The sequence below is a fragment of the Lentzea sp. NBRC 102530 genome (assembly GCF_030269365.1).
Taxonomy (GTDB): Bacteria; Actinomycetota; Actinomycetes; order Mycobacteriales; family Pseudonocardiaceae; genus Lentzea.
In genome coordinates, this window is record NZ_BSTF01000038.1 from 21,746 (window position 1) to 27,955 (window position 6,210).

Genomic DNA, 6,210 nt, shown 5'->3' on the forward strand with positions numbered 1-6,210 from the left:
GGCGCTCCCATCTTCGATGGGAGAACGCTGATGACGTCGTTCGACCAGCTCGTGGAGCGCGTGCGCGCCGACCTGATGGGGCCGGCGAGCGATCAGGTGTGCACGTTCACCGACTGGATGCTGGACGGCTCGGACAAGGTCGGCGTGAAGCTGGCCGACATGCCCGCCGATCAGGCGACACGGTTCCTGCTGGAGCTGGGGCCTGAGCTGGTGTTCGTGTCGTCGTACGAGCCGCAGACCGGCAACACCTCCTGCCCGTCGTGGTTCCGCCAGCGTCAAGGCTCCCCGGCCAACGACTCGTTCCCGCCGGGTTCGATGGCCATCATCGACCCGCGGTGGTCGTACTGGACGATCTGGCAGAAGCTGGTGGCCGGCGTCAACGCCTGCTACCCGAACCTGTTCGCCGTCAAGAACGTCGAGTTCGAGTCGGAGCCGTACGGCGAGCGGTACCTCATGCCGTCCGACTGCGAGTCGATCGCGGACATCCGGCTCGTGTATCCCGGCCCCGGCAACCACGAGCGTCCGATCCAGCGTTCGACGCTGGACGTGTCCAACGTGGACGGCAACCGATACCTGTTCATCCCCGAGGTGGGGATCGGCGGGCAGACGATCCGCGTCACCTACCGCACCAGGCCGGTGCTCCCAGCCCCCACGGCTGGGTCCGCGGACTTCACCACGACCGGTCTTCCCGAGTCGGCGGCGGACCTTCCCGAGCTGTACGCCAAGGCGGCGCTGATGCCAACCCCTGACGCGTCGCGCACGCAGACGTCGTCGATCGAGCAGAGCGAGCGCAACAAGTACGTGCAGGCCGGGTCGGGTTCGTCTCTTGCCCGGCTGTGGATGCAGATGTTCTCGGACCGCTTGCAGCAGGAGCGCCAGAAGCTCGAGGTGCTGTACCCGCTGCGCACGTCCCACAGGCTGAACGGATAACCCGCCATGGCCGTCTACGTCAACACCGCGTCGAAGGCGCAGCTGGCTTCCGGCATCACGGCCGGGGCCACGTCCGTCACACTGGCCAGCTTCACGGGCTGGCCGATCACCTTCCCCTACTACGCCATCATCAACCGCGGGTCGGGTTCGGCGGAGATCGTGTCCGTCACCGGTGGCGCCGGGTCGACGCTGACCATCACCCGTGCGCAGGGCGGCACGCTGGCGTCGTCCCACAACGGCGGCGAGTTCTTCGAGCACGTCGTGCCGGCTGACGTGTTCACGCAGTTCGAAACCCACATGGCTGGGTCGACTGGCGTGCACGGTGTCAGCGGCAGCGTTGTGGGCACCTCAGGCGCACAGACGCTGACGGACAAGACGTACCGGGGTGGTTACAGCCACCTGTTCGCTGACGCGCTCCCCGGCGGTCTCAGCGCCGGTTTCGAGGTGGCTGCCTCGAGCGCCATCGCACGCGACGGCTTCAAGGTCACCAACACCGGGGCCGACATCGCACGCCGGGCGTTCCTGCTGGAACAGTCGGGCACGCCGCGGCACGAAGTGTTCCAGGACGGAACGGTGAAGACGTCGCCGAACTCGGCGCACACCCGGCCCGGTCACGAGGTCAACACCGCGGCGGCCAAGCCGGCCGTGCGGGTCACCAACAGCAGCGCGGGCAACGCGACCACGCTCGAGGTGCTCGGCAACGGCAACACGACTGTCGGCGGCACGCTGGGCGTGACAGGCAACGCCACGCTGTCGGGCACGGCCGACGTCACCGGCAAGACCACGCTGGCCGGTCAGGCGGAGATGTCGCTTCAGGCGTCCCTCACCGCCACGCCGCGGTTCATCACCCGTGTCCGCCCCACGCAGAACGCGTGGGAACTGAAGGACGAGGGCGGGTTCAACATCGCCACCGTCGGAGCGGCGGGCAACATCGACGCGTCCGGCTACATCGCGACCGCTGCCAACCTGTCGGCCGGTGGCGCGCTGTCGGTGACGGGCGCGTCCACGCTCACCGGTGACGTGTCGCTCCCTGTGCCCGGCGCGGGAACGACGACCCGCATCATCTCCCGTGCCCGCACAGGCGGGCGCGTGTTCGAGGGACGCAACCAGTCGGATGTGGCGACGTTCCACATCAAGGAGACCGGCGAGTTCATCGGCTCGGGCAAGGGCTACATCCACGACGGCACCGCGCCGGTCATCGCGGTCGTGACCAACACCTCGTCGGTCCCGTCGCCGTCGAACGCGATGGTGGTGTTCGACAACAGCGACAAGCTGATCAAGCAGTGGAACGGTTCGTCGTGGTCGGTGATGGACACGTTCGGCACCGACGAAGCAGTCGAGTACACCGCCACCGGCACGGCGCAGAACCTGCCGACGTTGGCGCAGACCAAGGTGCAGTTCAATACCGCGGTGCAGACGTCGGCGAACGTCACGGCGGGCGGCACCAACAACGACCAGTTCACCCTCAACCGCGCGGGCATCTGGGACATCACGACCGGCATCCGCCAGTCGACCGGACCGGGCGACACCGAGCGAGCCTTGTCCATCACCACCACGGCCGACACCGGCGTGGCAACGCCGTTCGCGGTGTCGTCGAACGTGCAGGGCTCGACCACCGCGCCGTGGTCGACGACGTGCAACACCGGCCCGCGGTTCTTCGCGGCCGGGACCGTGCTGTCGGCGTTCACCTACAACGGCACGGCCGGTGCGTTGACGGCCGTCACGACCGCGCCCGCTGGCGCGACGTTCATCCGCTTCAAGTGGCTGGGCCCGGCGTGATGGGGGGCCGCGCATGACCGAGCCGTCGAACGTCCTGCCCGACACGCTGCTGCCGATCCTGCTGTCTGGGCAGTATCAGCAGATGGTGCAGTCCGGGCTCGAGTACGACTTCCTGGTGGGCGGGGTGCCGTTCCGCGTGCACCCCGAGGAGGACATGCCGTACTTGCGCGACTTGCAAGAGGACCAGAAAGAGCAGTTCGACAACTCGTCGGAGGCGGGCGAGCAGTCGTTCGGCTACTGGTGGTTGCGCAGCCAGGCGTCGTTCCACGCCGGTGCGGGACAGCTCTACCTCGACTCGGCCACCGACCCCGACATCGGACGGCTGCGCTTCGAGTCGTCGACCCACGCCTACCCGTGGTCGCCCGGCAAGGTCACGATCGCGGGAACGCTCGGGCTGTCGGCACTGTCGCGCAAGCGGGTCGAGCAAGTCACGTGGTCGGGTGTGCAGAAGCTGGCAACCATGTCCGGTGTGGACCACCGCGTGTACGTGGCCGACCTTCCCGCCTTGGGCGGGTCGACGACGATCGCCCTCGGGGCGACAGGCACGTGCCAGGACATGACCTCCGACGGCGCGAACCTGTACGTAGCCGTCAACGACCGCGTCTACAAAATCGACACGGCCGGCGTGGCCGCGCAGATCTGCTCGGCGGTGACGTTCTCCGGCACCGTCACGCTCGGCTACGCCAAGCAGCGACTCATCCTCACGATCGCCAACAAGGTGTACGTCGTCGACACGGCAGGCACGTCCGGCACAGCGCCGGTGCTGCACTACACGCACCCGTCGGCCAACTGGAACTACACGTGCGTGGCCGAAGGCCCGGTGGCGATCTACCTGGTGGGGGCGGCTGGCCCCAAGTCCGAGGTGCAGTCGATCGCCGTCACCGAGTCGGGCGGCACGGTGACACTCGGGGCTCCACTCGTGCAGTTGAAGATGCCGACCGGCGAGACGGCACGGGCCATCATGTTCTACACCAACTCGCTGTTCGTGCTGGCGTCGTCCAACGGCATCCGGGCCGGGATGTTCACGCCTTACGGGCAGCCCCAGTACGGCGCGCTGATGGCGCAGGGGTACCCGACTACCTCGATCGCTGCTTCGGGCTCCCTCGTGTACGTGGGGGGCGTCAACCGCGTCTTCTGGGTGGACTTGGGCACCCCCGTGGACGGGGCGGGCAGGTACGCGTGGGCGACGTACAGCGACAACGTCAACCCGGCCGACGCGACCGACGTCGTGCTGGATCTCACCGTCTACCAGGCGGGCGGACAGGACCTCGTGTTCGGCGCGCTCAACACCGGCAACGTCATCACGCAAGCCACGTACGCACCCACCACACCCGCGGTGCTGACGACCAGCTGGATGCGGTACGGCACTGTCGAGCCGAAGAGGGCGGCCTACATCCGGGTGGAGGGCAACTTCCCTGTCGTGCCGGGTGTCACCAACCCGCTGCTCGTCGAGGTGGAGACCGACACGGGCGAGACGGCCAGCTTCCCCGCCGAGGGCGGGCAGTCGGCGTACGAGTTCGGGCTGTTCGGGCTCGGGCCCGCCCAGGCGTTCCGGGTGAGGTTCACGCTCCGCGACGGCGGGTCAGGCAACGACGTGCACCTGCGCAGCTGGCAGATCAAGGCGCTGCCTGTGCCGCAGCGCTACCGCGAACTGGTCCTCCCGCTCGACTGCTACGACCGCGAAACCGACAAGAGAGGCCGGCAGCACGGGTACGACGGGTTCTGCGCCGACAGGCTCGCTGAGCTGGAGACGCTGGCCGAGTCCAACCCGGTCGTGACGGTGTTCGACAAGCTGCGCGACCAGTCGTTCCAGGCGATCATCCGCCGCTGCCAGTTCCGGCAGGTCCATTCGCCGACGGTCAAGGACCGGGTCGGCGGGAAAATCAACCTCATCCTGAAGCTGGTGTGACGATGTCAGAACCCGTGAAGATCGACCTCACCCGCGTGTACGAAGCGGTGCTCGAGCTCAAGAACGAGTTCGTCACGTTCACCTCGTCGGTGGCGATCGACATCGCGCTACTCAAGCAGGATGTGGCGAACCTGAAAGCCGAACGAGAAGGCGAGAAAGCCAGGCGGTGGCAGCTGTACGTGGCGCTGCTGGCCGCCGGGGTGGCGATAGCGATAGCTGTACTGAAGAAGTGAAAAGGGCCGCCCTCCGGGGCGGCCTTCTTCGTCTACTCGACCGGCACGACCGGCAGGTGTTTGAGGATGTCCACGCCCACAGCCGCACCGCGGCCGGCAATCCGCTGGCCGTACTCGCCGAGCTCGACGTACGCGAAGTCCATGCATTCCTCGCACAGCTCCAGCTTGACGAGGAACGCGGGGAACGCGATCTCGACAGGTCCGCCCTGAAGATCGCCCAGTGCCGGGTTGGGCTTGATCTCTTTCCTGCACCGGTCGCAGACCTTGGTCACTACATCAGCCACTGGCCACCTTCAACTCCACGACGTTGGTCTTGTCGATCCCGAGAAGGGACCGACCGGCCAGCAGAGTATCCCGCGTTTCGCGGTCACGCTCAATGCCGAGGTACAGCTCGGTGGTGCGGATGTTCTTGTGGCCGAGCATCGCCATCACGACCCGCAGCGGGTCGGGTTCGCCTTGCCGCTTGAGAGCCTCGTACAGTTCCCGCGCGGCGCTGCGCCGCAGCAGATGCACGCCTTGTCCTCTGATGGCGTCCATGCCGCCGAGAAGTGGCGCGGCGTGTTCTTTCACGCACAGCCGAATCGAGTTGGTCGCCCGGCTGGCGGAGACGTATTGCCATGCGCAGTTCGACCATCCGAACTTCTTCCGCATCGGCACGAGATAGTCGTCCGGCGTCAGCGGCCGGCCGATCGACTTCTCGTAGATCGTGACCCACCGGCGAATCGCGGTGTCGAGCTCGGACATGATGGGGATGCGGTCCCACTCGTCGGTCTTCTCCCGCCACCAGTCGATACGTCCGGCGTCGAGGTGCACGTGCTTCATCTGAATGAAGCACAGCTCCGACCAGCGGCCCAGCGTGAACACCCCGAATTCGAGGACGAACTTTTCCCACGGGTCGTCAGCACCGTCGATCATCTGGTGCAGCGCCCCAAGCGGCAACCACAGGCGACGGGGCTTGTAGCCCTTTTTCGTGGTGACGACGTCGAGCACGTCGTTGCGCACCACCGACCGGCGGATCAGCCATTCCATGAACGATTTGATGTGGCTGATCTTCTTGTTGAACGTGCCGACGGACACCTCATTCGCCCGGCCCTCGGGGCCGAACAGGTAGTCCTCCATCCACGACATGTCCAGCGAGCCTGGCGCCTTGCGGGTGCGGTCCCACGCACGGCACAAGTGCTTGAGCGTCGAGCGCTCTTGGTTGAGGCTCGACACCTCCATGCCCCGCGACCGGCGGAGCGCTTCGAAGCGGACCCGGTAGTCCTCCAGTGTCGTCCGTGCTGCCATGCGTCCACCGTACTTTCCGACGTGAGAGGTGTCCAGTCACCTGTCGGAAACTCTGATGGTCAAGTCGTACCA

The 6,210-nt window shown here is 66.7% G+C and carries 6 protein-coding genes; 4 read left to right on the plus strand and 2 right to left on the minus strand.

Features of this window, described 5'->3' with window-relative positions; all coding sequences use genetic code 11:
- Nucleotides 1-30: 30 nt before the first annotated feature.
- From QSK25_RS44900 to QSK25_RS44915, 4 genes are read left to right on the plus strand one after another with little or no spacing between them, the layout of a single operon-like run.
- A complete protein-coding gene (locus tag QSK25_RS44900) occupies nucleotides 31-930 on the plus strand; it encodes a hypothetical protein (RefSeq protein ID WP_285647793.1) in 900 nt (299 codons plus the stop codon).
- A 6-nt stretch (nucleotides 931-936) separates the two neighbouring features.
- Nucleotides 937-2,709 (plus strand): hypothetical protein, encoded by a 1,773-nt coding sequence (locus tag QSK25_RS44905; protein ID WP_285647794.1) that lies wholly within the window; start codon nucleotides 937-939, stop codon nucleotides 2,707-2,709.
- 13 nt (nucleotides 2,710-2,722) lie between these two features.
- Nucleotides 2,723-4,618, plus strand: a complete 1,896-nt coding sequence (locus QSK25_RS44910) for a hypothetical protein (RefSeq protein ID WP_285647795.1) — start codon at nucleotides 2,723-2,725, stop codon at nucleotides 4,616-4,618.
- Between the two features lie 14 nt (nucleotides 4,619-4,632).
- Nucleotides 4,633-4,851 (plus strand): hypothetical protein, encoded by a 219-nt coding sequence (locus tag QSK25_RS44915; RefSeq protein ID WP_285647796.1) that lies wholly within the window; start codon nucleotides 4,633-4,635, stop codon nucleotides 4,849-4,851.
- A 32-nt stretch (nucleotides 4,852-4,883) separates the two neighbouring features.
- On the opposite strand, the gene QSK25_RS44920 is transcribed toward QSK25_RS44915, so the two are convergent.
- The gene (locus QSK25_RS44920; RefSeq protein WP_285647798.1) at nucleotides 4,884-5,135 is read right to left on the minus strand and encodes a hypothetical protein; all 252 of its coding nucleotides are present in this window, start codon (nucleotides 5,133-5,135) and stop codon (nucleotides 4,884-4,886) included.
- Nucleotides 5,128-6,138 carry a tyrosine-type recombinase/integrase gene (locus QSK25_RS44925; protein ID WP_285647800.1) on the minus strand — a complete coding sequence of 337 codons (1,011 nt, stop codon included), beginning with the start codon at nucleotides 6,136-6,138 and terminating at the stop codon, nucleotides 5,128-5,130. Before QSK25_RS44925 ends, QSK25_RS44920 begins: the two co-directional genes overlap by 8 nt.
- Between the last annotated feature and the right edge of the window lie 72 nt (nucleotides 6,139-6,210).